A 3656-nucleotide genomic window follows, 5' to 3' on the forward strand; every position below is an offset into this window, starting at 1 on the left:
CTGCAACACTGGGGCTAGGTCGTCAATATGCAGCGATGTACACACGTGATAACAAGTTAGCTGCTCAGCTCAGCGCAGTAGGTGAAGCTTCCGGAGAACGCGTCTGGCATATGCCACTCGTCGATGATTATGCAGATTCACTCGAAAGCGATGTCGCCGATCTCAACCATGCAGCGGACAAGCACGATTACTCTGCAGGGTCTGTGACAGCCGCTCTCTACCTCGAGCACTTTGTTGGCGATCGCAAATGGGTACACCTTGATATTGCAGGAACGGCTCGCAGCGAAGCCGATTCAGGAGAAAATCCAAAGGGCGGAACCGGATATGGCGTCCGTTTGCTCGTTGATTGGATATTGTCGCTCTCATGATTACTGATCCGCATTCCTATGCAGAAGGATTTCAGCCAGAGGATGCGATCAAGCTCGCAGCTCGTGCACGCGGAGTCGAAATTGGAACTCGTGATGTCACTCAAGGTGCGGGTGCTTATCTCTCATTCTTAGCTCAGCTTCTCAAAGCGCAATCAGTTGTCGAAGTTGGAACAGGTTCTGGAGTCGGATCACTATGGCTTCTCGATGGAATGTTGAAATCAGGAACCCTCACATCTATCGATGACGAGATGGAACATAGTTCAATCGCAAAGATGGCTTTAATGGATGCAGAAATTGCACCTTCACGTTTTCGTTTGATTACAAATCCAGTTATGGAAGTAATGACAAAGCTGACAGATCGCGCATATGACTTGGTAATTTATCGCCACAATCCTGAAGACCTGACCTATGCAATCTCTGAGGGTGCGCGCATTCTTCGAAGCGGTGGAGTCTTCGTTGTAGATAATTTCTTTGGTGGCGGAAAAGTTTCTGACCCTGCACAACGCGATCCCAAGACAGTTGCGCTTCGTGAAGCTGGGAAAGCGCTGAAGGCCGACTCAGAAGTTTGGGCTACTTCGCTCATTCCCGTCGGCGATGGATTGTTACTCGCCACAAAGTTGTAGCAGACTAAGCGCATGAGCAACTTTGGCGGCCAAGGCCCATGGTGGGGCGTTCCAACTTCAACGGGTAAGGCAATCTCACTTCGCAGTGCAATCGTTCTTGCGATTGTCGTCGGCGTTACCGCTGGTGCATTCGGAGCTTCTTCAAGTGGATCTCTCTTCGGTTACTCAACAAAGTTAGTGAAATCAACTTCAACAATCGAACGTCCTGCAAATTCCGTCGCAGGAATCGCAAAACGAGTATTGCCATCCGTTGTGAGCATCGAAGCTAAAGATGCCGATGGAGGTGCAACCGGTTCTGGCTTTGTTATTTCCAGTGATGGTTACATCCTCACCAACAATCACGTTATCGCTTCTGCGGTAACAAGTGGTGGGACTATCACCGTTCGCCTTCAAGATGGATCTGCATTTGAGGCGACGGTCGTTGGTCGCGATGCTTCCTATGATCTTGCTGTTCTGCGAGTAAGCAATCGCACATTGCCAGCACTTCAATTTGGAGATAGCGACAAGGTTGCGGTGGGAGATTCAGTTTTAGCAATCGGCTCCCCATTGGGTCTTCAGGGCACTGTGACTCTCGGAATCATCAGCGCTAAAGATCGCGCAGTGACAGCAGGCGAGTCTGCCCAAGAAAACTCGTTTATCAATGCGCTACAGACAGATGCGGCAATCAATCCGGGCAACTCCGGAGGACCGCTCGTGGATTCGACTGGTGCTGTTATCGGAGTTAACTCAGCGATTGCAACTCTAGGAACTTCGCTTGGTTCACAATCAGGATCTATCGGACTTGGTTTTGCCATTCCAATTAATCAAGCACGCAAGACTGCAGAACAGTTGATTAAGAACGGCAAGGCAACATATCCTGTTATCGGCGTCTCTGTTGATATGTCAGTCAGCGGCAAGGGCGCGCAGATTGCTACGAAGAGCACAGCAATTTTAAGCGGGGGACCAGCTGCAAAGGCGGGACTGAAGCCTGGTGACCTCATTACTGAATTTGATGGACGCGCAATCACAAGCCCCGAAGAACTTATCGTTGCAGTTCGCTCTCACGACGTCGGAGATACAGTAATCGTGAAATACACCCGCGATGGCAAGAACTATCAAGCAACGCTCATCCTGACAGCTGGCAAGTAGAGCGATAAGGTACTCGCATGTTCTTCGACTTCGGCGCTGGTGAAATCATCGGCCTTGCAATTCTTGCAATGGTTCTCGTTGGTCCAGATAAGTTGCCTCACTTTGCAGTTGAGGCAGCAAAAGTTGTCAAGAAACTTCGCGGTCTTGCTACTACTGCTACGAATGAGCTGAAGGAGAACCTTGGCCCTGGCTTTGAAGATCTCAAGCCTGCAGATCTCAACCCTAAGACATTTGTAAAGAAGCAGATCGAGTCAGTCTTAGACGAAACTCCGGCAAAGCCAAAGGTGCGTCCTGAGCACAAGATCGATCCTGATCTCCTATGACCCTTTCAGGTCCAATTTTTGATGCACTCTCCAAGGTCAATGACCCAGAGCTCCATCGTTCCATTACCGAACTGGGAATGGTGCAATCCATCTCTCAGACAGGTGATCGAGTAGATCTCACAATTCTCCTGACAATCTCAGGCTGTCCCATGCGCGATCGCCTTAAGAGCGATATTGAGAGCGCAGTCCTTGCACTTCCCGATGTCACTTCCGTGCAGATCGAATTTGGCGTCATGAGTGAAGAGCAACGTGCAAATATCAAGAAACTTCTTCGAAATGGTCGCGAAGCTTTTATCTCATTCGCCCAGGCAGACTCACTCACTCGAGTAATCGGTGTCGCTTCAGGTAAAGGCGGAGTCGGAAAATCTTCTCTCACCACAAACTTGGCAGTTGCAGCAGCAGAAAAGGGTCTTCGCGTAGGAATTCTCGATGCAGATGTCTATGGCCATTCCATCCCTCGCCTGATGGGACTTATTGGGCAGAGACCAACGGCAATTGATCAGATGTTTATTCCACTCGAGGCCTACGGCGTAAAAGTAGTATCGATGGAGATGTTCAAGCCAGAACGCTCTGATGCAATTGCATACCGAGGCCCCCTGCTGCACCGCGTGCTCGAGCAACTTCTCTCTGATGCATATTGGGGTGATCTCGATATTCTCTTTATCGACCTACCACCCGGAACTGGCGATCTTGCAATCTCTCTTGGGCAGTTGATTCCAACTTCAGAGATTCTGGTCATCACGACGCCACAAGTTGCAGCAGCTGAGGTTGCAGAGCGCGCTGGCCGTATCGCACATCAAATTCATCAACGAGTCATTGGCGTTATCGAAAATATGTCAGCTATTTCATGCCCCAAGTGTGGTGAAGAGATGGCGCTCTTCGGGGAAGGCGGGGGAGAAGAGACCGCCAAGCGTCTGACAACACTGGTTGGCGCAGATGTCCCACTGATGGGCAAAGTGCCATTTAACGTTGATCTTCGTGAAGGTGGCGACCAAGGTGCACCGGTTGTGATGAGCGCACCTGAGAGCGCAAGCGCTCAAGCAATTTCAGCGATTGTAGATAAGTTAGTGATTCGCCAAGGATCTTTAATTGGGGTCAGACTCGGGCTTGCGTAGCTCTTCGATAATTCCTTTTGCTACATCTTGAAGTTCGCTGCGTACATAGTCACGTGTTGAAACATCTCCCAAGGCGATGCGCAAGCTTGCAAGTTCGCG

At 50.1% G+C, this 3656-nt stretch carries 4 protein-coding genes and 1 pseudogene; all 5 read left to right on the forward strand.

What is annotated here, in order from left to right; translation table 11 throughout:
• Window positions 1-368 (forward strand): annotated as a pseudogene (locus ACKOVI_RS02090) (leucyl aminopeptidase family protein); the annotation flags it as partial.
• Entirely contained in the window at window positions 365-991 is a 627-nt protein-coding gene (locus ACKOVI_RS02095; protein ID WP_509602358.1) for an O-methyltransferase, read from the forward strand. The pseudogene ACKOVI_RS02090 and the gene ACKOVI_RS02095, both read left to right, overlap by 4 nt.
• Window positions 992-1003: 12 nt before the next feature.
• Complete coding sequence (locus ACKOVI_RS02100; protein WP_509602360.1) at window positions 1004-2119, forward strand: S1C family serine protease; 1116 nt, start codon at window positions 1004-1006, stop codon at window positions 2117-2119.
• A gap of 17 nt (window positions 2120-2136) precedes the next feature.
• Window positions 2137-2442 carry a sec-independent translocase gene (locus ACKOVI_RS02105; protein ID WP_509602361.1) on the forward strand — a complete coding sequence of 102 codons (306 nt, stop codon included), beginning with the start codon at window positions 2137-2139 and terminating at the stop codon, window positions 2440-2442.
• On the forward strand, window positions 2439-3557 hold the full coding sequence (locus tag ACKOVI_RS02110) for an Mrp/NBP35 family ATP-binding protein (protein WP_509602362.1): 1119 nt from the start codon (window positions 2439-2441) through the stop codon (window positions 3555-3557). The genes ACKOVI_RS02105 and ACKOVI_RS02110 overlap by 4 nt, the downstream gene beginning before the upstream one ends.
• The last annotated feature ends 99 nt before the right edge of the window (window positions 3558-3656 follow it).

It is taken from the genome of Candidatus Planktophila sp., from assembly GCF_046070465.1.
In the GTDB taxonomy this organism is placed as follows: Bacteria; Actinomycetota; Actinomycetes; order Nanopelagicales; family Nanopelagicaceae; genus Planktophila.